Source organism: Limibacter armeniacum (assembly GCF_036880985.1).
Lineage (GTDB): Bacteria > Bacteroidota > Bacteroidia > Cytophagales > Flammeovirgaceae > Limibacter > Limibacter armeniacum.
In genome coordinates this window covers 368,246-394,501 of the sequence record NZ_JBAJNO010000008.1, presented here as the reverse complement: position 1 = coordinate 394,501, position 26,256 = coordinate 368,246, and the positions used below count along the sequence as shown (strand labels likewise).

The window sequence follows — 26,256 nt, the reverse complement described above, 5'->3', positions numbered from 1 at the left end:
TTATCAGATAATTAATAATTATTGCACTAAAATACAAAAAGCTGCTGTCTTTAAAAGACAACAGCTTTTCAGTTTTCAATTAACTCTTTTTACTGACCAATTTAAGCAGCTCATTCTCATCTACTTTTACAGGATATTTACTCCTCAATTCTTCCAACCACTGCTGTTCCAAAAACTCCTGATAGTCTGAAATCACTTCTCCTTTTGCTTCTTTCAGTGACTTTGGTGTAGGTGGAATAACCTTTTTCACTACTACCAAACTAACACGGTCATCAGACTGTACAGTATAACGTCCCTCTTTCCACTGCACTTGATCTATAATATAATTATCACCTTTATCATAGGTATCTGTTGTTACCTTCAGCGCCAAAGCACTCTCACGGTTAAGATTGTTTTCAAGGTTATCAAGGTCTTGTGAATAATATCTCAACCTTACATAACCACCCCTTCTATAACCTCTTCCTACTCCTTCTGTTTTCTCTGAAGGGTTCTCAAATATTCTCTCCGCTTCAATACCCTTACTGATAAGGTAATTCTTTACGGATACCAAGCGTTTATCTGCTGTCTGCTTACTCTCCCTTCCTACATACTGGCCTGTCAAGTCAATCTGCATTGCTTTATAACTTTGCAGCAACTCAACTACCTTATTCAAATCACGACGGAGGTATTTGTTCAGGCTTTGCTGATCTCGATTAAATTTGATTCTTACAATCTCTGAAGGGAAGATTTCATAACGTCCCGAGTCTAAGGCATTTTTCACCTTATCCAAGACAACTTGATTACCCGCATCATAAATCGTTGCCCACAGTCGCTCTCCCCACAGGTAATGATCCCTATGACTTTCAAAGAAAGCCTGTAAACCTACTTCGTCCTTGGAGGCACGACCCCAAACTTCTTTTTCCATTACTCTGAAAAGCATTATACCATCATGGTATTCCTGAAGCAAGTATTTATACTCTGGATACTTTTCTTCAAGGTGCGCTTTTTCATAATCTATCAAAGACTGTTGCCAAAATGCCTTGTAAAGCTGTTCCCTGTTTTGGCTTATTGTATTCTGGTTAGCCTGCTGATGACGCTGTACATAGTCCCAAAATGCTTCAACCGTTATAGGTGTACCTGCTATTGTAAAAATTGATTTCTCTTTCAGCTTTGTCTCATTTTCAGGTACAGTCCACTTACCTTGTACAAGCGTTGTATCCAACGGTTCGAAAGCCTTGTCAATTACCTTCTGATTTTCCACAAATTGATTTTCAACTACCAAGGAGTCTATAAGCATCGCTGTGGACATCTGAGAACGGGAATCTCTATTGACACGAGCGGAAAGATCTTCTCTCATTTCATCCAAAGGAGGTAACGGCTTTTTCTCTATCAACTTGATAATATGCCATCCAAAAGAAGTCTCTACAGGAGCCGCTACATCTCCTGGTGTTTCCAAAGCAAAAGCTGCCGCTGCAAACTCTTCAGGAACTCTTCCTGTAGCAATCAGTGGTAGTTCTCCATTCTTTTGTGCCGTACCTGGGTCTTCAGAATACTGTCTGCATAACTTCTCCCAATCTCCTCCAGCTTTTGCCTTAACGTATATTTCCTCTGCTCTTTGCTTTACCTGTTCTCTTTCCTCTGCACTTAACTCAGGTGATAGCTTCAACATAATATGCGCCGCTTTCACTTCTCCTCGTGCATCCCTCTTATCCAACACCTTTATCAAATGGTATCCGAAGCGGGTTCTTACCGGACCAGCTACACTTCCTATAGGTGTAGTATAAGCAGCATCTTCAAATGGAAAAACCATTTGCAAAGCAGTAAAATACCCTAAGTCACCACTATTTACAGCTGCTGATGGGTCTTCTGAATATTTCTTTGCTAAGGAAGCAAAGTCTTCTCCACTATCCACTTTTGCTTTTACCTCCAAGGCTTTTTGATATGCTTTTAGGGTATCGGCTTTATTTTCCATCTTTTCAGGAAAACGAATAAGGATATGGGATGCTCTAACTTCAGTTTTTAGCCTATTGTATGTATCCTCTACCAGTTTCTCCGAAAACCTTTTCCCTGTCAGGTATGGCTCTTCCAACTGTTTATGATAAAGCTCAAACTCAGTGATGAACTCCTCATCCTGATCAATATGCTGAGCATAAGCTTCTTCAACTTTTAATTTAAAGTTGGTGAAAAGGGTAAGGTATGACCTCAAGCTACTCTCAGAGTAAGCATTGTCATCATTCTGGTGGTTTTTATTGTACAGGTACTTAAACTCTGAAACTGGTACCTCTCGGTCTCCTACAGTCATGAGAGTTGGTTCCTGTTTAATTACCTGTGCTTGTTTTCCGGTTTTGCTAGTAGTACAAGCAGCAAGGCTAATCAGTAAAACAGCCACCTGCAAACGGCTTATAAATATCTTAAACTTGCGCATAGCAGACTGGTCTTGGATTAACTTAAGTTTATGATAAAGAATATCTGACATTGGTGATTCAGTATTTTTTATTAAAAGGGTTTTTCAAGCAATTTCCCTATACTTTAACAACTATAAAAGGTCTCACTCCTCTATTTACTGTATAGGTATAACGATAAAAAATCTCCCTAATAAAAAAGCTATCACCTGCCAAAGCAAGTGATAGCCATTAATCTATGTGAATAAGGTCCGATTAAAGTGTTCTCTTCACTTCTCTTTCCTCAAATACCTCAATATTATCTCCGACTTTGATGTCGTTGTAGTTTGCAAGACTCAGACCACATTCGTAACCTGTCTTCACTTCATTCACATCATCCTTGAAGCGCTTCAGTGCTTGGATTTCTCCACCTTGCTCACCACCGTAGATTACGATGCCGTCACGGATCAAACGTACTTTCGAGTTACGTTTCACATAACCTTCTGTTACGAAACATCCTGCAACTGTACCCACTTTGCTAATCTTGAAGACTTCACGAACCTCGATGTTACCAACCACTTCCTCTTCAATATCTGGAGAAAGTAGACCTTCCATCGCGTCTTTCACTTCGTTGATTGCATCATAAATCACAGAGTAAGTTCTGATCTCGATACCTTCACGTTCTGCAATCTTACGCGCATTGGCTGTAGGACGAACCTGGAAACCAATTACGATTGTCGTCGCATCACTGTCTTTATCGGCAGATGCCAACATGATATCCGACTCTGAAATTGCACCAACTGCCTTGTGGATGATTCTTACTTCCACTTCATCAGTTGACAGTTTCAATAGTGAATCAGAAAGTGCCTCTACTGAACCGTCCACGTCACCTTTTACAATTACGTTCAACTGTTCGAAGCTACCTTGAGCAATACGCTTACCGATCATATCCAGCGTTGTACGCTGAGTAGCTCTGATACTTTGCTCTCTCTGGATTTGCTCACGTTTGGTCGCAAGTTCTCTTGCTTCTCTCTCGGAGTCCATTACTGTCAGGCGGTCACCTGCTTGTGGTGCTCCGTTCAGACCCAATACCTGTACTGGTGTCGATGGTCCTACCTTTTCCAAACGATTACCTCTGTGGTCAGTCATGGCTTTCACCTTACCATAGTAAGGACCTGCCAACATTACATCACCTACGCTCATAGTACCCGCTTGTACCATGATAGTACTTACGTAACCACGACCTTTGTCAAGGGATGCCTCTACCACTGTACCGATAGCATTCTTGTTAGGGTTTGCTTTCAGTTCCAATACTTCAGCTTCAAGCAATACGCCTTCCAATAGTTCGTCGATACCCATACCTGTTTTAGCTGAGATTTCGTAAGCCTGATACTTACCACCCCAATCCTCTACAAGGATGTTCATATTCGCCAGACCTTCTCTAATTTTGTTAGGTTCAGCAGCTGGCTTATCTACTTTGTTCAATGCAAATACAATCGGAACACCTGCAACCTGTGCGTGGTTGATTGCCTCAATTGTTTGTGGCATGATACGGTCATCAGCTGCAATTACAATAATCGCAACGTCTGTCAGTTTCGCACCACGAGCACGCATCGCTGTAAAGGCTTCGTGACCTGGAGTATCCAGAAATGCAATCCTGTTTCCGTTCTTAGTCATTACATCGTAAGCACCAATGTGCTGTGTGATACCACCAGCTTCACCACTTGCTACGTCTGCACTACGGATGTAGTCAAGCAAGGATGTTTTACCATGGTCAACGTGACCCATGATTGTAACGATTGGCGCTCTGTGCTCCAGTTCTTCTTCTTTGTCCTGATGCTCTTCGATCAGTACATCTGTTTCTTCTTCTGCCGAAGTGAATTTCACCTCAAAACCAAACTCTTCTGCTACGAGTTCAATCGTTTCAGCATCCAGACGCTGGTTAATTGAGATAAACATGCCCAGTTGCATACACTTGGCAATGATATCATTCACGCTTACACCCATTAGCGTTGACAGCTCGTTAGTTGAGATATACTCTGTTACTCTCAATACTGCTGCTTCTGCCATTTCCTGCTGCATTCTTTGCTCTTCAGCAGCTTGGGCAGCGCTTCGCTTCTCTTTCTTGTATTTACCACGGCTAGCCTTGTTGCCTTTAGCACCAATACGTGTATTGGCAGACTTGATACCTTTTTTGATATCTGTATCCGTGATTTCTTCTTTTTTCTTTCTTCCGCCGCCGTCTTTACGTCTGTTGCCACCATCGTTGCGGTCTCCACGGTTGAAGCGGTCGTTACGTCCACCGCCAGTACCAGTCTTCTGTTTTCCAGAAGTTGCTGTCGTAGTAGCGCCTTTGTTGTCCTTCTTATCGTTGCCTGCTGCCTCTTTCTTCTTATCATTTGTACCAGCAGCATCTTTTCCTCTTGCTCCAGGTCCACCAGCTTTAGCATGAGCTGGTTTGTCGTGCTGATCCTTAGGACCTCGTTTCTTCTTCCTTCTACCACCTTTGTCTTTGTTGGTATCATCAGAAGATGCAATCGGTTTTGCTTTCTTTCTTCTTCCTCCTGGCTCAGGTAGCTCAATCTTACCAAGCACTTTCAAACCGGGCAGACTGTCAGCTTTTGCCTCAATTGTTTTTGACTCCGGCTTCTCCGAAGTTTCAATAGATTTTTGTTCAGGCTTTACTTCCTTATTGATTACTTCCATTTTATCGGCTTTATCTTGAGCAGCCGTCTGAGGGGTTTGTTTGCTAACGTCCTTGTCCTGGTCAACTTGTTTAGTTTGTTGGTCAGCGGCTGGTTTCTTCTCTTCAGAGGCAACTGTTTTTTCAGGTGCTTCTACTTTACCCTCTGTTTGCTCTACAGATTGTTTGTCTTCTACTTTCTTTTCCTCTTTTGGTGCAGCTGCTTTGGTTGAAGCAGGTACATCAGCAGTGGATTTATTTTCAGTTTTATCTTCTTTCTTGGCTGTTTCTTGCTTAGCAGCAGGGGCAACAGGTTGCTGTTGTTGCGGTTCTTTCTCTTCTACCTTTTTAGGAGCAGGTTCTTCTTTTTGCTCTTTCTTCTCTGTGCTAGCAGTAGCGGTTGGCTGAGACGTAGCTTCTTTTTCCTGAGCAGGTTTTTCTTCTTTTTGCTCTGGTGCTTTTGGCTCTTCAGCAGGCTTTTCTTCTTTCTTTTTGGCCTTGCCTACTTCATCCAAATCAATTTTACCGACAACTTTCAGTTCAGGTCTTGCACTAAAAGTTTCAGGCTCCTCTACTTTCTTCTCAACCTTTGACGACTCAGTTTCTTTTGCCGATGCAGGCTCTTTTACTGGGATATAATCTTCCTCTTCACCTTCCTCGTGCTTTCTGGTCGAACTATCAATGACCGTATTGCCTACTTTAGTGGCAATAGATATGTTCTTGGCTTCCTCTTTATCTGCTTTCGATGAGGCAAAGGCTTTCTCTAGCAAGCCGTATTGCTCCCCTGTAAGTTTAGTATTGGGAGAGTTTTTTACTTCATGCCCTTTATTGGCAAGATAATCTATAAGGGTATCTTTACCTACGTTAAAATTTCTAGCCGCCTGGCTAAGTCTGACCATCTTTTGATCTGCCATATATAATCTACTAGGTGTGTTGACGATATTGCTTCACAGCAATAGTCTGATGCGTCCTGTATTTTAGTTTGAAAATGTGAATTCTATAATATTGAACTATACCAAACTGAGTTACAAAGATATTACTTATGTTGATAAAAGTTAAACTTTATGATGTTTTCGCTTCAAAAAGTCTTAATTTATCTAAATAAGCACAGTGTTTTAATTTTCATTGATCCATAAAGTAAGGTCAGGTTTTCACCTGACCTTCTTTATTTTATTCAAATTCGGTTTTAAGTATTTCTAGAACACCGTCTATGGTTTCCTCTTCCAAATCGGTTCTTCTGATTAGGTCACTGCGGTTCATACTCAATACACTTTTAGCTGTATCAAGACCTACTTTTTTGAACTCGTCAATTACCCATTGCTCGATCAGATCTGAGAATTCATCCAATTCTACATCATCATCATAGTCTTCTCCTTCTCCGAGATCTCTGAACACGTCAATCTCATAACCGATCAATCGGCTTGCCAATTTGATATTGTGACCGTTTTTACCGATTGCCAACGATACCTGATCCTGATCTAGGAATACAGAAATACGTTTCTTCTCTTCAACAACTGAGATACGGTTAATGTTTGCTGGGCTCAAAGCTCTAGCAATGTATAACTCCAAGTTATCCGTATAGTTGATAACGTCAATATTTTCGTTCTGAAGCTCTCTTACGATAGAGTGGATTCTTGAACCTCTCATACCCACACATGCCCCTACTGGGTCAATACGGTCATCGTAAGACTCTACCGCTACCTTCGCTCTTTCTCCTGGCTCTCTTACAATCTTCTTGATCGTAATCAGTCCATCAAAAATCTCAGGCACCTCATTTTCGAAAAGTCTTTCCAAGAACATTTCTGAAGTACGAGAAAGAATAATTTTAGGGTTGTTATTCACCATTTCTACCCTAGCGATAACTGCTTTGATAGAATCACCTTTACGGTAACGGTCTTTTGAAATCAGTTCATTTTTAGGGAGACTCAACTCATTGCCTTCCTGATCTCTGATGATCAGTTCACGACCCAAAGCCTGATAAACTTCACCGTTCACCAACTCACCTACCTGATCTTTGTATTTATCAAACAGGAGTCCTTTTTCAAGGTCTTTCACCTTCTGAATCAGTGTCTGTCTTGCAGTCTGAACCATTCTTCTTCCAAAGAAGTCGATTTGTACTGCTTCAGCCACTTCCTCATCCACTTCAAAATCTTCCTCGATTTTCTTGGCATCAGTCAGCTTGATCTGCGTGTTTTCATCAAAGTCTTCCGCATCATCAGCCACGATCTGACGGTATCTCCAGATTTCAAGGTCACCTGCATCTACGTTGATAATTACATCGTAGTTGGAGTCTTCGCCGTATTGCTTCTTGATCATCGTTCTGAATACATCCTCCAGAATACGGATCATAGTCGGACGGTCAATGTTCTTGAGTTTTGCGAACTCCTTAAACGATTCAATAAGTTCTGAACTGTTCATATTCAAAAATTCTTTATCAGGTTATCAGGTGTTCCGAACCGGAAAAGTCTTTCCTTTTCCGGCTCGGAAGTCCTTACCACTTAAAACGTAATTTGTACTTCAGTTTTATCTATATCATCAAAAGCAACGGTTTTTGGCTCAATCGTTACTTTCTTCTTTTTTCCTTTCTCTCGTATTTCAGCAGCCACCTCAATGTGCTCGTCCGTCACATTTTCCAGCTTACCTTCCAACGGGTCTCCTTCCTTCAAGAAAACCTTCACCTTTCTGCCTACATTCTTTGTGTACTGGCGATGCAGCAACAACGGCTCACCTACTCCAGCAGAAGAGACTTCCAGGTTGTAAGCATCACTCAGCAATTCTCTTTCTTCAAGTTCATTGCCAGTTGCACGGCTTACTTTCGCACATTGCTCAACCGTGACACCTTTGTCGCCATCAAGCACTACTTTCACTACCAGTTTTTTTGTGCCGGTCACCTGTACTTCCACCACAAACAGCTCTTCGCTTGGCAGATGTCTTTCCACGATTTCCTGTACTTCCTGAGCTAGTTCCATTTCAGCGAATCTATTTTTGATTTGAAGCTTTTACCCAATAGCTACTGCTACTTTACAAGCTACCACCTTTTTTAATTCATTGGTATTCTGCTTGGAAATTCTTTTACAATATAAAGTCTTTTCAGTAGCTGTCTTGTTCAATAGGCAAAGAAAAAAGGGAGCGTTTGCCCCCTTTTCCGTTTTTATTTGCCCCATGTATGGTGCAAATAAAACCCTTTTTCTTCATTTTTCCAAAATGCCTTTTTAAATAAAAGTCCTTTGGTAATTAGTTCAGGCATTGCTAATGCAACTTGCCGTTACCTATTGTTTTTTCAGGGTCATCACATATGTGGAAACCGCCTGAATCTCTTCTTCCGAAAGCTGATCTTTGTAAGAAGCCATTAGCCCCTTTCCATTCAAAATTATATCATGAGCTTCTTCTTGAGACATCTCACTCACTGTCAAGTCTTTTGCTCCACCAGCACCTCTTGCTCCATCTTCACCATGACAAACTACACACTTCACTTCATAGACAGCTTTACCTACAGTGACTACATCTTGCCCTGCCTCAATATGTACTTCACCACCTTTTCTCAATTTACCTTTGTGTGCTTCAGCCATTCCGTAAGCTCCAAACAGTAAAATTAAAGAAAGTGCTGCCAATCCTTTATTTTCCTTTTTGAAACCAACAATTGCTATAGGAATAGATGCAAATACAGCCACCAACTTGATTATGAAAAATGTGGTTGCTTGAGGCAACTCTATAATCATTGCAATACCGGTTGCCAAAAACAGGAATGAAATGATCATTTCAGGCACCTTGACTTTTTTGGAGAAAGATCGCAGCGCCTCTTTCTTATTTAGCAGCAACAAAACCGTCTTGATCAAATAGATCAGTAAAAACAAAGTTACCACTAGCTTATGTGTATGTGTTAGCCCTGTGTAGATTTTTTCAAAGTTCATTTTTTAATTTTTGTTATATGTCAAAAAATTCTTGTGCATTCATCCAGTTCCAAGTCAATCCCTCCTAACCGGCATGCAATTCAAAAATACTTTACGCTAATTTCCAACTCTGATATCAATTTTCTATATATTTATTAGCTGTTGAGGAATATTCCTGCCTTTATTCTGCTTTCTTGATACAATTTCCGCCTGTGTTAACCTTGCAATGGCAGGATTGTTATGAATATACAAGATATATTCAACTGCGATCGCTTTATTCTTTAAGTATAAAGCCATACTGTCACTAATGTACTGCAACCTAATTCAACCAATAGCAGGTACCCCGTTAGCGTCATCAATTAAGCAGCTAGGTTAATTATTGATTAAACAAACCCGTGAACGACTACCATATGAAGAAGGAAGTGCTGCTACTCTTTAGCCTATTGTTTATCTTGATAAGCCCTATATATGCTTACCAGACAAATGAAGCCGCACTCGTAAGATACTTGAATGACCAGCAGGATAAAGTACTGATAGTCGGCATCAAAGAAGATCCTCCATTCATTATCAAAGACGGTAAAGATTCATTTTACGGTATCAGCATTGACCTTTGGGAAAGCATCAGCAACAAACTGCACTTGGTCTATGAGTTCAAGGAATATGAGCATGTACCTGGACTGATGCTTGCTTTGAGCCGTAAACAAGTTGATATTGTTCTAAACCCAATGTCTGTGAGTGGAACAAGACTACGTCAGCTCGATGTCTCCCACCCTTTCCTGACATCAAGTATGGGGATTGCCATACGCAATGATGAAAACAATCAGATTCAACTCTTCATATCCAACCTCTTTTCATTAGGGTTTCTAAAACTGATTTCACTGCTGATTGTCATTGTATTTACTTTTGGCACCATCGTTTGGTTTGTGGAAAAAAAATCCAATCACAGCGAGTTTCGGGATGGGCCAATGGGAATTCTTGATGGAATATGGTGGTCCACCGTAACCATCACAACTGTAGGGTACGGAGATAAAACTCCCAAAACAGTTCTAGGACGAATTATTTCTATGGTATGGATGTTTGCAGCTATCAGTTTGATTTCCAGCTTCACAGCTACCATCACGTCCAAACTAACCTTGGATCAATTAGGCAACCAAGTAAATACGCTAAAGGATTTGGAAAAATTTGGAAGGATTGGAGCCGTCAAACATTCTAGCAGTGCTGATTTCTTATTTGACAGACAAATCAATGTGAGTAAACATTTTGATAGCCCGACTGAAGGACTCGAAGCCCTTCAAAAAGGTGAAATACAAGTTTTTGCCCATGAAAAGCCTGTTATCCGGTACCTAATTCATGAAAACAATTGGCAAAACAGTATCAGAATGCTCCCTGCAACCTTCAATAGGCACTATTTTTCTTTACTGATGCCTAAAAACAGTTCACTTCACCGAAAGCTAAACCCTATTCTTGTAGACCATATCAGTCGAGAGTCATGGAACAGGACACTGCGGCGGTACAGTCTTGATGAATAAACCCAATATTCAAAAATGAAAGAAACGGCACATAACATTAAAACAGGTATACATGGAGAACAATTGGCAACGGCGTACCTAGCAGCTAAAGGATATGAGATTCTTGAGCAAAACTACAGAACAGGTAGAATGGAAGTTGATATTATTGCCTGTGATAAGCAGTTTCTAGTTTTTGTAGAAGTCAAAACAAGAAGTAGTTCAAAATTCGGATTCCCAGAGGCTAGTGTCAAGGAATCAAAAAAGCAGCACATCAGGCAAGCTGCCGAAGCCTATCTTTCAAAAAGCCCCACCCAATTGTTTTTAAGGTTTGACATTGTCTCGGTTATGCTTCGTAACGGGAAGCATGAAATCACACACTTCAAGGATGCCTTTTGAGATGTTGCTTCTGAAACTCAGGTAGCACTCGCTCTACCATTTCCAGCAAGGTTACCTCATTACCTGAAGCCATAAACTTATAGGAAGGCACTTCTTTTGAATCTCTCAGGTTAAACTTAGCCAATAGCCGATCCACTTGCTTAGATACGGCTTCAGCAGGGTTAATCAAATTAATAACCCCACCTGTTATTTGGTTGATTGCAGACGAAAGAAAAGGATAATGCGTACATCCTAAAACCAGCTGATCCACTTTGGCTGCCATCATAGGCTCTATGTATTTCCTTAATAGAGCATCCGCAGCTGCTGTTTCAATCTTATCATGCTCAACCAAGTCTACTAAACCCCAACCTGGCTGCACAACCACTTTTACATGGGATGCATACTTCTGACTCGTTTGCTGATAAAGTCTTCCCTTAAAAGTCCCTTCAGTAGCCAAAACCCCAACCACACCTGTTTTAGTAAGTTTTGCAGCAGGCTTGATTGCTGGCTCCATTCCGACAAAAGGTATATCTGGATATTTTTCTCTCAGGTAATCAATTGCGGCAGCTGTTGCTGTATTACAAGCTACTACTATAAGTGTACAACCTTCTGACAAAAGAATTTTCACAACATCGTCACAAAGTTGGCTCACTTCCTCTGCACTTTTTTCTCCATAAGGGCAGTTGGCATTATCCGCATAATAGACAATTGACTCTTGCGGAAACATATTCACCAGCTCTTTCAAGACAGAGAGTCCACCAACACCCGAATCAAATACGCCAATCATGGTTTAGGTTTTAGATATAAGATTTTGAGAGAGTAAGCATCAGATAAGTAAAATATAAAGTTTGCCTTTATTCCGTATCTAATGCCTACTACCTAAATGTCTATCCTATTTTTTTGCACTGAAGAGCTGAGGAGTCACCAAGACATCCTGCATAGGCTGCCTGCTTACTGTGACTATCTCATCGGTGTTTTTCAACCAGACATATACATTTTTGTCCGTTGGATAAACATCAAATGATTTTTCCCCAGAAAGGTCTTCCAAGGTCACCTTACTGAATGGACTGAAAGCTTCCAATGAATCTCTTAGCGTGGTTCTTTCTACTACATCATTGAACCTAAGTCGGTCCAAACTTGAGACATATTGGTAAAGAGCAGCTGTATCCATCTCTGCGATACCAGCCACCTTATAAAACTGGTTTTCTTCATCAAAGTGAATATCAAAGCTGTTTTGCTTCATCGGTCCTCCATATCTCACACTTAGCTTCTTAAGCGTTCTCCATGAAGTTGGCAACAATCTCTGATCTCTCCAACTACTTTCTGTTACTTTGAAGATTTCATCCACATTAATGAAATAACCCGGAATATAAACCGCAAATGGTTCTCCTCCTTCACGCATCATAATCGCTTCAGTTTCATTATCGGCATGAATCAGGAAGTCCCGCACCAATATATCATTGGAGTAAATCTGTGTGCGAACCCCTTGCTGCTTGGCAACTTCTTTCACCTGCTTACGGTATGCTCCCTCCAATGGTCGCTTGATCTCTACCCGCTGCAATACAGCCATCATAGTCTTGACCTTGGCAGGAGAAGCCTTGTATTTCCCATTCAGTACCCAAGAGCCATCCGGCTTTCTTTCTAATACATTTCTACCAGATACAATCTTATTGATAGATGCAGTATCAGGCAATACAAACTCATTGGCTACTTCATGCTTTATTTCTGTCTTTTGCCCCTCAAACAGTAATGTTCCTACTATCAACAGCAACAGTATTGAATTTAAGGCAATCAGTATTTTCAGTTTGGATATCATTGTCAGTTCTCTTTTCTCAAGTAGTAATCGACTACAGTCCCTTATTTTCGTACTTTCTTTTTCTCCAATAATATCGCAATACACCAAACAGCAACACCAGTACCACAGGCCCTGCAATATTAAGCACTTGCCAGAAAAGCTTTTCCTCTCTTAATTTAAATTGGTCTAGCGGGCGTAATGTCACTCGTTTATTTCGCGCATTGATCAGCCCATCTTCATCTGTCAGGTATGAAAGTGCATTCAAGATAAACTCCTTATTAGACAATGTCTCCTGTCTGTACTTATCAAAGTCTATAGGAATCACTCTGCCTGTTTGGCGATCAAGCTCATTTCGAATGATGTCTCCATCCCCCACAACAATCAGTTTGGCAGGCTTACTTTGCTTGACAACTTCTTGCGGTCTTGCTCCTTTAGGTACATAACGGTTGGCATATAATGACTTGAACTGCCCCTCCAGCAAATATGCGACAGGGATATTCGGCTGGTTGAACTGCTCACGGTTTTTGACATCCTGCATCTCATCAAGTGTCACCATGCCCGGCATATTTCTCACACGAGAATATTGTGAGGTAAAAATCAGCGGTGTTTTCTTCACGCCATCCGCCTTTACCGTATCCAATGAACTGATAAATTTACCATACACCACATCCATATTCCGGACAACTGGATGCTCACTGAAATTATTCAGGTAAATGTAATAAGGCCAAGGTAATGGACGCACATTTGGCTGGTTTCCAAAATTCCCCGTTACAACTTCCAGCAACCCTACTTGCTGATCCTGTAACAAGTCTGTATTCAAGCGAATGCCATAACGGAATATCAGGTCCTCAATGTTTAGGTCATATGCAAAACCATAGGTTCCTCCCATCGGAATACTGTCCGTATTCATTTGGATACGGTCCATCAGCATCATGGCATTACCACCTTTCATGATATATTGGTCAAGGTAGAACTTGTCCGTATCAGAAAAGCGTGTCTTCGGCTGTGCCAAGATTAAGGCATCGTAAGCATCCAATTGGGGATTATCCAAAGTGGTATAATCTAACAGGTAAGATTCATTCAAGGTTGTCCCTAGATCAATCGTCTCTTGAGGTGTCAACTCCTGATGCCCTTGGATAAAAGCAATTCGCTTTTTCTCATCTTCTGACAGTTGTTGAACCGCAGAAGCCAATTCATACTCCACCCCTTCCAATGACTGATTGATTTGTTCCTGCGGAGACATTGCTTTATTGCCTTTTAACAATAAAATGCCTTTTTCTTTGCCTCTAAAGGTTACCAAAGCACCCGGAAAAATAACTTTCTGAATTTTTTCACCTTCAGGTGTTACATCAAAAAGGTTGGTCTGAGGAATGCCTTTTGCCGCCAACTGCTGATAAAAACGTTGCCGCCCTTGTGGATTGACGGCCTCATTAGGATCAACAAACTTGAACTCCACCATTCCGCCTGAGCGAACCTGAAATTCCTCCAAAGTTTCCCTTACCGACTCCTGAAGCCTTTTGAACTCTGCATTTAAATCTCCCTCCAAATACACCTCTATATACACCACATCTTGTAATGTACTAAGCATTTGCTCTGTTGCTGGGGCTATTGAATAGCGTTTCTCCTCAGTCAGGTCCCATCGGAAAAAGAATTTACCTGCATAAATATTGAGCAGGATAGCAGCCAAAACAATAGCCGAAAAAGTCAGGATATCTTCCCACTTCCTTTGTCTCATAAAAATCTAAGGGTTTGATCTCCATCCGGTGACTAACACTGTCATTCCGGTTATATTCAATAATCTGTTCTTTCCTAAATCGTCCTGTCTTTTGCCTGATGTTCAAAACCTATGCAAAAGACATGTCGCAAACATACATATTTCCATCATTTTTAATTAGGCAAAAGCTTTGCTAATTTTGCGGGATTCTAAAAGACGGAACACTCAATACGATGAATTTCTCGGAGACACTTAAGAAAAATGAAATTTTTGGGCTGATTGCTAAAAGCGGGGAAGAGCTAAAAGTGCCTACCTACATCGTTGGAGGCTATGTCAGGGACCTTATTCTCAAACGTCCATCCAAAGACATAGACGTAGTATGTGTGGGCAGCGGTATTAAGCTGGCTGAACAGGTTGCCAAAAATGCCAAGGGCAATGCAACTGTCAGCACTTTCAAGAACTTCGGTACCGCTATGGTTAAGCTTGAAGATTGCGAAGTAGAATTTGTAGGAGCGAGAAAGGAATCCTATAGAAGAGACTCCCGCAAACCAATTGTGGAAGACGGCTCATTGGAAGACGACCAGAACCGCCGTGATTTCACCATCAATGCCTTAGCAATAGACCTGATTGATAATTTTGGCGAAGTAGTGGACCCTTTTGATGGCATCAAGGACTTGGAAAGAAAGATTATCCGTACGCCTTTGGACCCGGACATCACTTTCTCAGATGACCCGTTACGCATGATGCGTGCCATCAGGTTTGCTTCACAGCTTGGTTTTGATATTGAACCTGATACATTTGATGCACTTATCCGCAACAAGGAGCGTATTAAGATCATTTCAAAAGAGCGTATCATTGATGAACTGAACAAGATTGTCCTTTCGCCAACGCCATCTTATGGCTTCAACCTTCTGTTGCATGCTGGGTTGCTGGAACTGATCTTCCCAGAAATGATGGACCTGAAAGGTGTGGAAGTCATCAATGGAAAGGCTCACAAGGATAACTTCTACCATACTTTGAAGGTATTGGACAACGTAGCTGAAAAGTCTGATGACCTGTGGCTTAGATGGGCGGCGATTCTGCACGATATTGCCAAACCCGCGACCAAACGTTTTCACAAGAAAATCGGTTGGACTTTCCATGGACACGAAGACAAGGGCGCTAGAATGGTTCCTAAAATCTTCCGCCGCATGAAACTTCCAATGAACGAGAAAATGAAATTCGTTCAGAAGTTGGTAAGATTACACCTTCGTCCGATTGCCTTGGTGAAAAAGGAAATCACCGATGCCGCTATCAGAAGACTTCTATTTGAAGCAGGTGATGACATTGAAGACCTTATGGCACTTTGCCGTGCGGATATCACTTCTAAGGACCATAAGCGAGTGCAACGCTACCTTTCCAACTTTGATTTTGTAGAAGAACGCATGGTTGAAGTAGAGGAAAAGGACCAAGTCAGAAACTTCCAGCCTGTGATTACAGGTGAAGTCATTATGGAAACTTTTGGTTTAAAGCCTTGTCGAGCCGTTGGTGACATCAAGATCAGAGTCCGTGATGCCATTTTGGATGGCAAAATTAGAAACGAATACAAAGAGGCTTTTGCCTATATGTTGGATGTAGCAGAAGGGTTGGGTTATCAGCCAGTGAAATAAATTTTCTAGATATAAGATATTAGATTCGAGGCTTGGGACAGTCTCACGTCTAATGTCTTTTGTCTTATATCTTTCAATATGAAGAACGACCTTATACTCCGCGCCGCTAGAGGCGAAAAGACAGAACGCACGCCGGTATGGCTGATGCGTCAGGCAGGCAGAATCCTGCCCGAATACCGTGCTGTACGCAGTAGCGTAAGCGGTTTTATCGAGCTATGTACTACGCCGGAACTGGCAGCTGAGGTAACTATTCAGCCAGTGGATTTATTAGGTGTAGATGCAGCCATTATTTTCTCGGATATTTTGGTGATCCCTGAAGCAATGGGACTCCCATACGAAATGGTGGAGAAACGTGGACCGCTATTCCCTGAGACTATTAAAACTGCTGCTGATATTGATAAGGTAAGGGTTGCTAACCCAGTTGAAGACCTTGCTTACGTAACAGATGCAATCAAAATAGTCAAGAAAGAGTTAGACGGCAGCGTTCCACTGATTGGTTTTGCTGGAGCGCCTTTCACTATTTTCTGTTATATGGTAGAAGGCAGTGGTTCTAAAACTTTCTCTAAAGCCAAAAAGATGCTGTATACGGCACCTGAGTTGGCACACAAGCTGTTACAAAAAATCACAGACAGTACCATCCTTTACTTGAAAGAACAGATCAAGGCAGGTGCAGATATGATTCAAATTTTTGACTCATGGGCAGGTATTCTTTCTCCTGCTCAGTATTCAGCATTTGCTACTCCATATATCAAGCAGATTTGTGATGCCATCAATGAAGTACCTGTTACAGTATTTGCAAAAGGTGCCTTCTTCGCAAGAAAAGAGCTGGCAGCACTGAACTGTAATACCATTGGTCTAGACTGGAACATGGACGCCAAGGAATCTCGTGAAATCATTGGTTGGGATCGTACACTGCAAGGCAACCTTGATCCTTGTGCCCTTTACGGTTCTGCTAAGGATGTGGAACAAGCAACCAAAGAGATGCTGGACCAATTCGGCCCGCATAAGCATATTGCTAACCTTGGTCACGGTGTTTATCCTGATATTGATCCTGAGAAGGTGAAAGTCTTTATCGAGACGGTAAAAGAATATAGCACTGAGTTGGCTTCTAAAGCATAAATCATAAAAAGGAGATGCTGAACGGCATCTCCTTTTTCATGTCCATAAAAATCTCCTTACTTTGATCAACCTAATCAGCATTTCATCATCTATCTGATACTGTACTTCATCCATAGTCTGAACTATTTCCCCTTGTTTCTCACCCTCTACCCTTTTTCTCCACCAATTATACAGTTGTAAAAGTTCTTGTCTCGCATGAATATGAAGCTGATCTACTGACCAATCAATATGTCCATCTAAAAGCTGTTCATTCTCAACACAATCTACCAATAGCTGAAAACAAGCATGTAACATCACATTATCCTTATCAGACCATTGCTGATCAAGTGTGTTGATTTTCAGTATATTTGCAGGCTCCATACTTGATGCTTTTATTCCAAAATAAAATTTAAGGTACTTATTCTTTCTATTTAATTTATAAACAAAAAAAGCCATAGAAATACATCTATGGCTTCTTTCAATATTAAAGAGTCTGTTAAGACTACTCTTGCTCTTCTAATGCACAAACAAAAACTTGAGCCAATTGGATTTGTCCAACAAACTCCTCATAAGTAACGTCTTCCTCTTCCAATGCAGCTGCCAGATCTTCACAGTCTTTAGCCGCTACAACAGCATTGTAGATCTCTGTCAGTTCTTCACAAGTGATATCATCCTCTTCCAAAGCAGCAAATGCTTCAATCTTAGCAATATGAGCTGAACAGTCTACTGACTCATCATCACTGCTACAAGATGACAATAGAGAAATAACAAAAACGAATAGTAGTAAAAAATGCTTTTTCATAAAAAATTAATGTTAAAAATTTCACACCCTGATGGGTATAAATATGCTATAAAATAGAATACAAACAGTGTATTAATGACACCTGTTCATACCCAACAAAAAATATAAAACAACAATGTTACAAAATGTGTGTACCATGTTGCAGTCGCAATTATAGGAAAAAGAATATTAACTTTTATAAACTTTTATTGTTTTTTTTTAACGTCTTAATTTTCTCTCTGAGTTAGAAAATTAAAACATCCTATGTCAATAAACTTTCCAATAATACTAAACTAATAAATAGGTTAAAGTATTGTTTTCTCTTGCACATATTTTGCTAACCTCTTATGCAAAACCCATTTTCTTTCCGCATATTTGTGAATTATATAATCATTTATTGATTAAAGAGCATTTTTTGAGCAAAATTAGATTCATTATCTAATATATTTGTCATTATATACCTTTTGCTGGAAACATTACCAATCACTGCAATACCCTTGACATGAAGAGAATAGCCAAAGCAACCAAGGACAGGATTATCTACCTTAACAAAAAAAACAACAGTGTAACCTACCTGCTTTCGGGAAAAACCCGATCACTAAACAATCCGGAGGAAGAAGTACAATTGGACACTTACCTTTCATTGGTATATGATTATCATTACCCTGCTGAAAGAATCAGTGTCTGCCAACCTGTCAAGATGGGGTCTGCTACTAAGGAAGCTGACATCATCGTTTATGCTGATGATGCTTGCAATGCCCCTTATCTAATTGTGGAGTGTAAAAAGAAAGGTGTTTCAAGTAATGTGTTTGAAGGGGCTGTTGACCAAGGCTTTTCTTATGCCAGTGCAACGATGGCTAAATTTATTTGGGTAACGGACGGCGATAATAATGCTTATTACGAGGTGTTTCCACACGCTATAGGTGAGCGCGATGAAAACATACTGCCTGATATCCCTTCCCACAACAGTGAGCAGAAAGTAGGATATAAGTTCAGAAAACAATTTTACAGATTGTTCAATGCGCCACTCAAGATGGCTCCTTTTCTAAAGTACTTATTTCAAAAACCGTTGTTTACGCAAACATTGGCTTACTCGGTACTGTTTGTCGCCTTTATGGTTCTCTTCAGCAAGCTGTCAGTTATGTACTTTTCGGAAGTATATAAGGTACTACGATACTTCTGGGAAAATCACGGAGCAGATTTCGGATGGATTTACAATACAATGGCATTTGTCTCTTCTGGTCTAGCTATGGTGGTTTCTTCAAGGCTACAATTGCTCCCCAAATCAGTAAGACCTAAACGCTCAACCCTTTTCTGGCTTACCGTTTTATTATTTATTCCAATCTGGTTTGTAGGGGCTGAGTACCGTTCCGTGTGGTGGAACTGGCAACACTATAGCGATATGAACCACAAGGCATGGATTTATCTTGAACCAATGTTCTTTGGTTTACCTCTCCAAATGATCGTGGTAGCTGTTATCCTTTGGCTCTCACAATTACGCTTCGGACATACCAAAACTGCTCAACTTCCACAGAAAAGTAGCCGAAAAAGAAAAGCAAAAAGTGCATAAGGAGATTGATTTCAGATATAAAGATCAAGATTTGAGCATAAAATAATCAACCTCTTGATCTTGCTAATACAACAGGACAAATGTCCTGTTTTTTTTATGTTCAATCATTTTTCTTTGTCCTCCAATATTGATCTCATAACCAAAACATACAGATGGCACGGGTAATTGACCTTAACACTTGGAAGCGGAAAGTGCATTTTGATTTTTTCAAAGACTGTGATAATCCATTTTTTGGCATTACAGCGAATGTGGATGTAACACAACTACACAAGCAGACGAAAGAAAAAGGCTATTCCTATTTTCTTGCTGTACTATACCTGTCTTTGAAAGCGGCTAATGAAATTGAAGAATTTCGCTACCGTATCAGAGGAGAACAAGTAGTCGTATTGGATGAAGTTCATGCCGGTTCCACCATTTTAGCTGATGATGAAACTTTTCGCTTCTGCTATTTTCCAATGACAGAAAGCTTTGAGGCGTTTCATAAGGCAGGTAAGATGAGTATTGAAGAAACCAAACAAACGGAAGGTCTAGAACTTCGGGACGATTCTGCCCTACACTACTCCTCTATTCCTTGGGTATCTTTCACGGCTTTTAACCATGCCCGCAGGTACAACAATGATGATTGTGTACCTAAAATTGTGTTTGGTAAATATTTTGAGGAAAATGGCAAAGTCAAGATGCCTTTATCTGTTGAAGTACACCACTCACTGGCTGATGGCTTACACGTAGGAAAGTTCTTTGAGCGTTTTCAACAATTACTGAACGAAGGAGTTTAACCGAATTATCTCATCACAATGATTATGACTGACATTAAACTAATAGCATTTGATGCTGACGATACACTGTGGGAAAACGAACCGTTTTTCACCCATGCACAAGACAGGTTTACAAACTTGCTTGCCAACTACATTGAAGTAGAAAACATGCATGACCGCCTTTATGCTACTGAAAAGAAAAACCTGTCCATCTTTGGGTATGGAGCCAAGAGCTTTACGCTGTCGATGATTGAAACTGCCATTGAGCTTTCTGAAGGGAAAATCACTGGAAAGGAAATCCAACAGATTATTGATTTCGGCAAAGACCTGATCCAACATCCCTTGGAAGTGCTTGAAGGGGTGGAGGAAACACTTGCTGCACTGAAAGGAAAATATGAATTGATGGTACTGACCAAAGGTGACCTGTTTGACCAGGAAGCCAAGCTTGCCCGCTCAGGACTGGCTGCATTTTTTGACCATGTAGAGATTGTCAGCGAAAAGGATGAAGCTACTTACCAACAGATATTCAACCGTTACAAGGTCAAAGCAGAAGATGTCTTAATGATAGGAAATTCACTAAAGTCAGACATTCTGCCGATGGTTGCACTAGGAGCAAAAGCCATCCATATTCCATTCCATACTACATGGGTACATGAGTTGGTAGATGAAAAAACCTTGGAAGGAAAAGAATACCACACAGTAGAAAATATTAGAAATATCATCAGCCTAATTAATCAGTAAGGCATTAAAGGGGTACAATAATATGTACCTCTTTTTTATTGCATAAAAAAGGGACATGCGAATATCGCTTGCCCCTTAAGTCACCTTAGCCAACTCATTTAAGAAGTTGTATTTTTCAGATTTGGTAGAACCACTATTACTGTTACAATAGTATTCGGCTGTGTTACTTCATAGAATGTAAGGATATTCTGTTACCCTCACAGTCTACAAACTGAGCAATAAACCCATGTTCGCCGATAGAAGTCTTCGGCATCAAAATCTCTGCCTTTAACTCCTCCAAAATAGCCAATTGATTGTTTACATCGTCGCAGTGAAAATACACTGTAGTTCCCTCCATTGAGGGTTTGAGGTGTTCATGCTTAATCAAGACTCCAGCTGCCCCATGAATGTCTGGGTTTCCATCAAACATCGCCATTTGGGTTTCCTCCATTTCATAGCGTTCAAAGCTGTTCTGAGGAAAGAGCTTGCTATAAAACGTTACAGCTCTTTCGAGGTCATTCACAGAGATTTCAAACCAGTTTACCGCATTAGTTTTCATTGTTAAGGTAGTTTTTGGGTGAATGATTATAACTGAAATACTTGTTGCGTTAAAATTCCCTTGTATTTCATCTGTTATACTCTAATGATGCTACAAATTTAAACCTATTTTTATAAATGTCAATTTTATTAACCAATAAAAGTTTATTTAATTAACAATGTTAAAACTATGAATACTACAGCAAAATAATAGACCTATTTAATGGACTATCAATCCTTCAATACCATATTGCATTAAAATCAAAAACACATAAGAATGGCTATTATCAGAACTGCCAATACAGAGGACCTGCAACAAATCAGCAAAGTTGTAACTGCTGCTTTCAATCAAGCAAATGAAGCTAGACTAGTTGAAGCACTCTACCAGAGTACAGCTTTTGTCCCTGCCCTATCACTCGTAGCCGAAGAAGAAAAACAGGCTATAGGACACATCCTTTTCACCAAAATAAATATTGAAAACCAGCGGGGAGATTGCCATGAAAGTCTGGCATTGGCCCCTGTATCCGTTCTGCCTGAACTACAGGGAAAAGGAATTGGAGGTCAGCTTATCAAAAAAGGAATAGAAGCTAGTAGACTGGAAGGGTTTGATTCTATTGTTGTATTAGGACATGATACCTATTACCCACGTTTTGGCTTTGAGCCTGCCAGCAAGTGGAATATTCAGGCTCCATTTCCTGTAGAGAATAAGTATTTTATGGCAATGGAACTCGTTCCTGAAGCACTTCAAAACGTACAAGGAACTGTTATCTATCCAAATGAATTTTCACAAGTTTAGCAATACACTTTCAAGTTGATTATGAAATACTGTGCATTTTTTATCATAGTTACCAGCCTTTTGATAGGCTGTGAGCAAACAACTCCTGTCCAGAAAACCGAGCAGAACAGAACCATTGTCGAAAAGTCATTTTCCAAGATTGCCCGCAGTCTTCGCGAATCAAAAGGACAACTGCTGTATGTACCTATATACTCTGAGTTAAGGTCGATGGAAGACCAGTCTTCCAAGCTATTGAATGTACAAGTCAGCATCCGTAATACGGATATGAACCACCCTATTTCAATTGCCTTTGCAGACTATTATGACAATGACGGCAAGCTTCTACGTAACTATTTAGAAGAACCTTTGAAATTGGGCCCTTTGGGGTCTCAAACAATCGTGATCAGGCAAAGCGATACAGAAGGAGGTATTGGGGCTAATATGCTGTTGGAGTGGCATGCTGACACAACTGTACATGAACCTCTTGTTGAAGCTATTATGATCGATAACCTAGGTAACAAAAGCTTTGCCTTTACCAGTAGAGCGATTGTATTGAAGCAGGATTGAGAACCTAAACATTAGCTCCATAGATCATTCAACTCAAGAAAATAAGAACACATCATCTTTATAAGCCTTGGGCTTTAATTCCTTACTTCGTTTTGACTTATTCTTTCGCATAAGACCAAACAAAAAGAGCAGAAACCTATTCTCAGATTTCTGCTCTTTTTGCACCTAAAATGTACTCACTTATTATAGCTCCACAATCACACCTAAAGTTGGCAATAATTGTCCACTGGTGTTTTCTATAAACTTAGGAATGTACTGCTGCTCGCTTACCGGAGCATCAGGATTTGCCACAATTGGTGTACCGTTGGCATCACGTTCCACACTCAGAATTGGTTGCTGCTCTACCTCATAGCTATACAGGTTTTGTATATCGAAATACAAATTCAGGGACCATTTACTGAAGTAGAAATTCTTATCTACTCGAACGTCTAACTGGTGGAAGTTAGCTGTACGCTCTGTATTTAATTGAGTATAATCCAAGACTCCCTGGTTTCGCTGATCCCATTGTTCTTTTTGCATAGATGCCTCCACATCATATGGTGTATAAGGTGTACCCCCTGAGAACAACCAGCGTCCACCGATCTCCCAGTTTCTACCTAGCTTCTTACCCATCGTCAGGCTAACCAAATGACGGCTATCCCATGAAGACGGCACAAACTCACCTGTGTTGTCCGTAAATTCACTCTTTACAAAGGTGTAAGCCAAAATACCATAAAACCCTCTATAGAACTTTTGCTGTGCCAAAAACTCCAAACCGTAAGCCCTACCCTCTGCTGTAGATGTAACTTCCTCATTACCGATTACTCCAAAGTCAGCTCCAAGGTTTGCCAACGCAATTTGATTGGTCACAGAGAATGGATAATTACTGTACTTCTTGTGGAACCCTTCCAAGGATATTTTGAAGTTACGTTCATTGACTGTATAGGCTACGCCACCTACAATATGACGGTTTCGGATATATGTCAGCTCATTTTGCTTGTTAGGAAAATCTTCACTTCCCTCAGGACGATATCCTAATGTGGTATAAGTCGGCAATTGATAATAAATACCTGTATTAAAGTTCAAGCTAAAGCGTTTTGTCAGGTCATAGGAAGCCGAAAACCTTGGCGAAAACTGCTCAGCTAGGTTATTCATAGACTCAGAATAGTCATTGGCATCTGTACGGAAACCTGCTGACAATGTCAGGCGCTGATCAAAAAACTTCTTACTGATGTTAGCAAATACACCCCATTTATGCATTTCCAAAAGACTGGAAACATTGAAATCCGTAATGCCCGTTCCCGGTACAAAACGAGGTTCTTGAGATCGGTTATTGTATTTGGCAAATTCATATCCTGCACCATATGTCAATACCATATCAGCCGGAAGATAAGTCAACACTTCAGCTCTGAACTTGTTTTCAATCTCTTGAGACTCATAATCAAACAACTTCGGCATTGACTCATCATTACCCGGATATTTGAACTGGTCATTATTCAACATATTTCGGCTTGCAACTAACGTAATCGTAGAATTATCTCGGAAGTGTTCATACTTCGCCCCAAAAGTATAGTTCCACTGTTTCTGTATCGGAATATTATCCAGAATATACAAGTTGCGCTCATAGTCCTCATCATCTGGACTTCCAGGATCGTCATTGATTGCAAAATCATCAATCGCACCCAGACCAATAATTGAAAGCTGATTCTTTTGATCAAACTTGTATTTATACTTTAACTGAAAGTCATTGTAAGTAGGCAGAAATGGCAGTCCTAAAGCCTTAAAAAGAAATTGCAGGTAAGACCTTCTTGCTGAAAAGATAAAACTAGACTTTGGAGTCAATGGCCCTTCCAATGTCGCACCTACATCAGATGCTCCCAAAATCAGGTTGGCAGTCAACTTATCATTACGTCCATCCTTTTGCTTAAACTCCATCACAGAACTTAACGCATTTCCTCTTGCTGCCGGAAAGGCACCAGAGTAAAACTCCACATCACGGATAAAATCTACATTGATCATTCCGACAGGACCTCCAGAAGCCCCTTGCGTTGCAAAATGGTTGATATTTGGCACTTCTATCCCATCCAGGTAAAAGCGGTTCTCATTTGGTGCACCACCACGAATCAGGATGTCATTTCTAAAAGACGCAGTAGATGCTACACCTGGCAATGAACGAATCACTTTAGAGATATCACGATTTCCTCCAGGGTTTCGCTTTACCTCCGCCAAACCGATCGTTCTAACCGACACAGGACTTTCTTCTGACTTATAAAAGCCTTCTGCTACCACTTCGACCTCTTCCAGTTCACTGGCTGTAGGCACCAACCCAAAATCAGCAATAGCTTGACGGGCATTGGTTACCTCAATTTCAAATAGTGTCAGGGGTTCATAACCTACATAACTGACAATGACATTATAAAGCCCAGGCTTTAATCCTTCCAGCTTATAATTACCATCCAAATCTGATGTAACACCTGAAGAAGTCCCTTGAATCAGTACGTTGGCTAGCGGAACTGACTCATTACTAGTTTTATCATAGACACGTCCTTTAATAATACCTGTCTGCGCTAATAGCGGCTGAAGACATATTAAAAGCAAAAAAATAACAATGATCTGCTTCATTACATTTTCTGTTAATGCGATGCTAAGTTGTTTCTCAATTTCGGTTTCAATAATTTTCAGGGATCCAATTTAGTACAATAGCGAAATAAATTAGAACAATAACGGAACATTTTGGATTAAAAAATGTTTAACTAACAGGCATATTTTTTATAAATAACTGTAATACTTCTATTTAACAGCATCAATAACTATTACAACAGTGAACGAACTGAACGAGGTAATCATTCTGCTAGAAAAATGGAAAGCGTTCAAAGAGCAAGGAGGAAAAGGGCTTAATGGCTTTGGAAATTGGCTCACCAAAGATGAACCACAGGAACAGACTGTCCCAGCAACTCCACCAATAGACAGTAACCTCCTGAATATTCGACTCAGCATCCTGTTTATATATTTGGAGCGATATAAAAACACCTTGATGAAAAAGGTACTTGACCACTTACCCCTCAGAACTGTGGAAGAATTTCTGCTGCTGAGCTTTGTAGAAAGAGAAGGGAACCCGATCAAGTCAGATTTCCTGAAATCGGATTTTATGCGAGCTGCTATGATTGAGAAGACTACCATTTTTGAGATGATCAAAAGACTTCAAAAAGATGGTTTGTTACTTGAAACTGCGGACACAAAAGATAAGCGTTCCAAAAGGTTATCCTTAACCGAACAAGGGAAGGTTGTCATGCGAGATTCCAGAATTGCTTTCTCTCCAGTGAACACGCTCCTTTATGCGAACCTGACAACACAGGACAAACTATTCCTGATGAAAAAATTTCAGTACTTATGCGACTTTCATGAGCATTTGCACCGACAAGAACAGTTGGATGACTTGGCAGCCGTTGTGGAGAAATACATTGAACTTGAGACATAAAAAAAACCTCTTTATTTGTTAT

Annotated in this window: 22 protein-coding genes; 10 read left to right on the top strand and 12 right to left on the bottom strand. The window is 40.4% G+C overall.

What is annotated here, in order from left to right; translation table 11 throughout:
• Positions 1-79 precede the first annotated feature (79 nt).
• The 5 genes from V6R21_RS07530 to V6R21_RS07510 all read right to left on the bottom strand — a co-directional run bounded on the left by V6R21_RS07530 (position 80) and on the right by V6R21_RS07510 (position 8,954).
• Positions 80-2,404 carry a peptidylprolyl isomerase gene (locus V6R21_RS07530; protein ID WP_334242322.1) on the bottom strand — a complete coding sequence of 775 codons (2,325 nt, stop codon included), beginning with the start codon at positions 2,402-2,404 and terminating at the stop codon, positions 80-82.
• A 232-nt stretch (positions 2,405-2,636) separates the two neighbouring features.
• A complete protein-coding gene (gene infB, locus V6R21_RS07525; RefSeq protein ID WP_334242319.1) occupies positions 2,637-5,957 on the bottom strand; it encodes a translation initiation factor IF-2 in 3,321 nt (1,106 codons plus the stop codon).
• Positions 5,958-6,213: 256 nt separating this feature from the next.
• Positions 6,214-7,461 carry a transcription termination factor NusA gene (gene nusA / locus V6R21_RS07520; protein WP_334242317.1) on the bottom strand — a complete coding sequence of 416 codons (1,248 nt, stop codon included), beginning with the start codon at positions 7,459-7,461 and terminating at the stop codon, positions 6,214-6,216.
• An 80-nt stretch (positions 7,462-7,541) separates the two neighbouring features.
• Positions 7,542-8,012 (bottom strand): ribosome maturation factor RimP, encoded by a 471-nt coding sequence (locus tag V6R21_RS07515; protein WP_334242314.1) that lies wholly within the window; start codon positions 8,010-8,012, stop codon positions 7,542-7,544.
• Between the two features lie 300 nt (positions 8,013-8,312).
• Positions 8,313-8,954: a c-type cytochrome gene (locus tag V6R21_RS07510; protein WP_334242312.1), complete on the bottom strand. Its 642-nt coding sequence runs from the start codon at positions 8,952-8,954 to the stop codon at positions 8,313-8,315.
• A gap of 374 nt (positions 8,955-9,328) precedes the next feature.
• On the opposite strand from V6R21_RS07510, the gene V6R21_RS07505 reads away from it, so the two are divergent.
• Entirely contained in the window at positions 9,329-10,462 is a 1,134-nt protein-coding gene (locus V6R21_RS07505) for a transporter substrate-binding domain-containing protein (RefSeq protein WP_334242310.1), read from the top strand.
• Between the two features lie 15 nt (positions 10,463-10,477).
• Positions 10,478-10,837 (top strand): YraN family protein, encoded by a 360-nt coding sequence (locus V6R21_RS07500; RefSeq protein ID WP_334242308.1) that lies wholly within the window; start codon positions 10,478-10,480, stop codon positions 10,835-10,837.
• Here the strand turns inward: V6R21_RS07500 and murI are convergent.
• The 3 genes from murI to gldG form a co-directional block, all read right to left on the bottom strand.
• Complete coding sequence (murI, locus tag V6R21_RS07495) at positions 10,821-11,603, bottom strand: glutamate racemase (RefSeq protein WP_334242307.1); 783 nt, start codon at positions 11,601-11,603, stop codon at positions 10,821-10,823. The two genes, V6R21_RS07500 and murI, sit on opposite strands and share 17 nt — an antisense overlap.
• A gap of 105 nt (positions 11,604-11,708) precedes the next feature.
• The gene (locus V6R21_RS07490) at positions 11,709-12,632 is read right to left on the bottom strand and encodes a DUF4340 domain-containing protein (protein WP_334242305.1); all 924 of its coding nucleotides are present in this window, start codon (positions 12,630-12,632) and stop codon (positions 11,709-11,711) included.
• Positions 12,633-12,663: 31 nt separating this feature from the next.
• On the bottom strand, positions 12,664-14,346 hold the full coding sequence (gene gldG, locus V6R21_RS07485) for a gliding motility-associated ABC transporter substrate-binding protein GldG (protein WP_334242303.1): 1,683 nt from the start codon (positions 14,344-14,346) through the stop codon (positions 12,664-12,666).
• A 212-nt stretch (positions 14,347-14,558) separates the two neighbouring features.
• Here gldG and V6R21_RS07480 point away from each other — a divergent pair, with 212 nt between their 5' ends.
• Positions 14,559-15,974: a CCA tRNA nucleotidyltransferase gene (locus V6R21_RS07480; RefSeq protein WP_334242302.1), complete on the top strand. Its 1,416-nt coding sequence runs from the start codon at positions 14,559-14,561 to the stop codon at positions 15,972-15,974.
• Between the two features lie 78 nt (positions 15,975-16,052).
• Positions 16,053-17,093, top strand: a complete 1,041-nt coding sequence (gene hemE, locus V6R21_RS07475) for a uroporphyrinogen decarboxylase (protein ID WP_334242300.1) — start codon at positions 16,053-16,055, stop codon at positions 17,091-17,093.
• A 36-nt stretch (positions 17,094-17,129) separates the two neighbouring features.
• Here the strand turns inward: hemE and V6R21_RS07470 are convergent, their stop codons facing one another.
• Together V6R21_RS07470 and V6R21_RS07465 are read right to left on the bottom strand one after the other, a co-directional pair.
• Positions 17,130-17,453 carry a hypothetical protein gene (locus tag V6R21_RS07470; RefSeq protein WP_334242298.1) on the bottom strand — a complete coding sequence of 108 codons (324 nt, stop codon included), beginning with the start codon at positions 17,451-17,453 and terminating at the stop codon, positions 17,130-17,132.
• Between the two features lie 121 nt (positions 17,454-17,574).
• Positions 17,575-17,874: a hypothetical protein gene (locus tag V6R21_RS07465; RefSeq protein ID WP_334242296.1), complete on the bottom strand. Its 300-nt coding sequence runs from the start codon at positions 17,872-17,874 to the stop codon at positions 17,575-17,577.
• 481 nt (positions 17,875-18,355) lie between these two features.
• Here V6R21_RS07465 and V6R21_RS07460 point away from each other — a divergent pair, with 481 nt between their 5' ends.
• The 3 genes from V6R21_RS07460 (at position 18,356) to V6R21_RS07450 (ending at position 20,919) form a co-directional block, all read left to right on the top strand.
• Positions 18,356-19,423 carry a type I restriction enzyme HsdR N-terminal domain-containing protein gene (locus V6R21_RS07460; RefSeq protein WP_334242294.1) on the top strand — a complete coding sequence of 356 codons (1,068 nt, stop codon included), beginning with the start codon at positions 18,356-18,358 and terminating at the stop codon, positions 19,421-19,423.
• A 152-nt stretch (positions 19,424-19,575) separates the two neighbouring features.
• On the top strand, positions 19,576-20,199 hold the full coding sequence (locus tag V6R21_RS07455) for a chloramphenicol acetyltransferase (protein WP_334242291.1): 624 nt from the start codon (positions 19,576-19,578) through the stop codon (positions 20,197-20,199).
• 24 nt (positions 20,200-20,223) lie between these two features.
• Positions 20,224-20,919: an HAD family hydrolase gene (locus V6R21_RS07450; RefSeq protein WP_334242289.1), complete on the top strand. Its 696-nt coding sequence runs from the start codon at positions 20,224-20,226 to the stop codon at positions 20,917-20,919.
• A 163-nt stretch (positions 20,920-21,082) separates the two neighbouring features.
• On the opposite strand, the gene V6R21_RS07445 is transcribed toward V6R21_RS07450, so the two are convergent.
• Positions 21,083-21,457 carry a VOC family protein gene (locus tag V6R21_RS07445; RefSeq protein WP_334242287.1) on the bottom strand — a complete coding sequence of 125 codons (375 nt, stop codon included), beginning with the start codon at positions 21,455-21,457 and terminating at the stop codon, positions 21,083-21,085.
• A 255-nt stretch (positions 21,458-21,712) separates the two neighbouring features.
• Between V6R21_RS07445 and V6R21_RS07440 the strand changes: the two genes are divergently transcribed.
• On the top strand, positions 21,713-22,231 hold the full coding sequence (locus V6R21_RS07440; RefSeq protein WP_334242285.1) for a GNAT family N-acetyltransferase: 519 nt from the start codon (positions 21,713-21,715) through the stop codon (positions 22,229-22,231).
• 21 nt (positions 22,232-22,252) lie between these two features.
• Positions 22,253-22,777 (top strand): DUF3124 domain-containing protein, encoded by a 525-nt coding sequence (locus tag V6R21_RS07435; RefSeq protein WP_334242283.1) that lies wholly within the window; start codon positions 22,253-22,255, stop codon positions 22,775-22,777.
• A gap of 183 nt (positions 22,778-22,960) precedes the next feature.
• Here V6R21_RS07435 and V6R21_RS07430 read toward each other — a convergent pair whose 3' ends face one another.
• Positions 22,961-25,378: a TonB-dependent receptor gene (locus tag V6R21_RS07430; protein ID WP_334242281.1), complete on the bottom strand. Its 2,418-nt coding sequence runs from the start codon at positions 25,376-25,378 to the stop codon at positions 22,961-22,963.
• Positions 25,379-25,577: 199 nt separating this feature from the next.
• Between V6R21_RS07430 and V6R21_RS07425 the strand changes: the two genes are divergently transcribed.
• On the top strand, positions 25,578-26,234 hold the full coding sequence (locus V6R21_RS07425) for a winged helix DNA-binding protein (protein ID WP_334242278.1): 657 nt from the start codon (positions 25,578-25,580) through the stop codon (positions 26,232-26,234).
• Positions 26,235-26,256 lie beyond the last annotated feature (22 nt).

Coding starts and splice junctions, on each gene's coding strand:
- V6R21_RS07510 (WP_334242312.1), bottom strand. CDS start 8,954: ATGAACTTTGAAAAAATCTACACAGGGCTAACACATACACATAAGCTA.
- V6R21_RS07530 (WP_334242322.1), bottom strand. CDS start 2,404: ATGCGCAAGTTTAAGATATTTATAAGCCGTTTGCAGGTGGCTGTTTTA.
- V6R21_RS07455 (WP_334242291.1), top strand. CDS start 19,576: ATGGCACGGGTAATTGACCTTAACACTTGGAAGCGGAAAGTGCATTTT.
- V6R21_RS07450 (WP_334242289.1), top strand. CDS start 20,224: ATGACTGACATTAAACTAATAGCATTTGATGCTGACGATACACTGTGG.
- V6R21_RS07500 (WP_334242308.1), top strand. CDS start 10,478: ATGAAAGAAACGGCACATAACATTAAAACAGGTATACATGGAGAACAA.
- V6R21_RS07435 (WP_334242283.1), top strand. CDS start 22,253: ATGAAATACTGTGCATTTTTTATCATAGTTACCAGCCTTTTGATAGGC.
- V6R21_RS07465 (WP_334242296.1), bottom strand. CDS start 17,874: ATGAAAAAGCATTTTTTACTACTATTCGTTTTTGTTATTTCTCTATTG.
- V6R21_RS07480 (WP_334242302.1), top strand. CDS start 14,559: ATGAATTTCTCGGAGACACTTAAGAAAAATGAAATTTTTGGGCTGATT.
- infB (WP_334242319.1), bottom strand. CDS start 5,957: ATGGCAGATCAAAAGATGGTCAGACTTAGCCAGGCGGCTAGAAATTTT.
- V6R21_RS07445 (WP_334242287.1), bottom strand. CDS start 21,457: ATGAAAACTAATGCGGTAAACTGGTTTGAAATCTCTGTGAATGACCTC.
- V6R21_RS07460 (WP_334242294.1), top strand. CDS start 18,356: ATGAAGAGAATAGCCAAAGCAACCAAGGACAGGATTATCTACCTTAAC.
- V6R21_RS07440 (WP_334242285.1), top strand. CDS start 21,713: ATGGCTATTATCAGAACTGCCAATACAGAGGACCTGCAACAAATCAGC.
- V6R21_RS07515 (WP_334242314.1), bottom strand. CDS start 8,012: ATGGAACTAGCTCAGGAAGTACAGGAAATCGTGGAAAGACATCTGCCA.
- hemE (WP_334242300.1), top strand. CDS start 16,053: ATGAAGAACGACCTTATACTCCGCGCCGCTAGAGGCGAAAAGACAGAA.
- murI (WP_334242307.1), bottom strand. CDS start 11,603: ATGATTGGCGTATTTGATTCGGGTGTTGGTGGACTCTCTGTCTTGAAA.
- nusA (WP_334242317.1), bottom strand. CDS start 7,461: ATGAACAGTTCAGAACTTATTGAATCGTTTAAGGAGTTCGCAAAACTC.
- V6R21_RS07430 (WP_334242281.1), bottom strand. CDS start 25,378: ATGAAGCAGATCATTGTTATTTTTTTGCTTTTAATATGTCTTCAGCCG.
- gldG (WP_334242303.1), bottom strand. CDS start 14,346: ATGAGACAAAGGAAGTGGGAAGATATCCTGACTTTTTCGGCTATTGTT.
- V6R21_RS07490 (WP_334242305.1), bottom strand. CDS start 12,632: ATGATATCCAAACTGAAAATACTGATTGCCTTAAATTCAATACTGTTG.
- V6R21_RS07470 (WP_334242298.1), bottom strand. CDS start 17,453: ATGGAGCCTGCAAATATACTGAAAATCAACACACTTGATCAGCAATGG.